This is a genomic window from Buttiauxella sp. S19-1 (assembly GCF_022134725.1).
Taxonomy (GTDB): Bacteria; Pseudomonadota; Gammaproteobacteria; order Enterobacterales; family Enterobacteriaceae; genus Buttiauxella; species Buttiauxella ferragutiae.
Window position 1 is genome coordinate 1 of record NZ_JAHWLU010000302.1, and the last position, 267, is coordinate 267.

Genomic DNA, 267 nt, shown 5'->3' on the forward strand with positions numbered 1-267 from the left:
AATATGCCTGGCGGCACTAGCGCGGTGGTCCCACCTGACCCCATGCCGAACTCAGAAGTGAAACGCCGTAGCGCCGATGGTAGTGTGGGGTCTCCCCATGCGAGAGTAGGGAACTGCCAGGCTCCAAATTCAAAGCAGTAAAAGCCAGACTGTGACATCTGGTGGTAGTAAAGAAATTCGGTGGAGCGGTAGTTCAGTCGGTTAGAATACCTGCCTGTCACGCAGGGGGTCGCGGGTTCGAGTCCCGTCCGTTCCGCCACTTATTAA

1 tRNA gene and 1 rRNA gene are annotated in these 267 nt (G+C 56.2%); both read left to right on the plus strand.

The annotated features are described in order from the left end of the window. Nucleotides 1–6 precede the first annotated feature (6 nt). Nucleotides 7–122 (plus strand): 5S ribosomal RNA (gene rrf / locus MES37_RS24670). Nucleotides 123–182: 60 nt separating this feature from the next. Continuing rightward, nucleotides 183–259, plus strand: a tRNA-Asp gene (locus tag MES37_RS24675). Nucleotides 260–267: the final 8 nt, after the last annotated feature.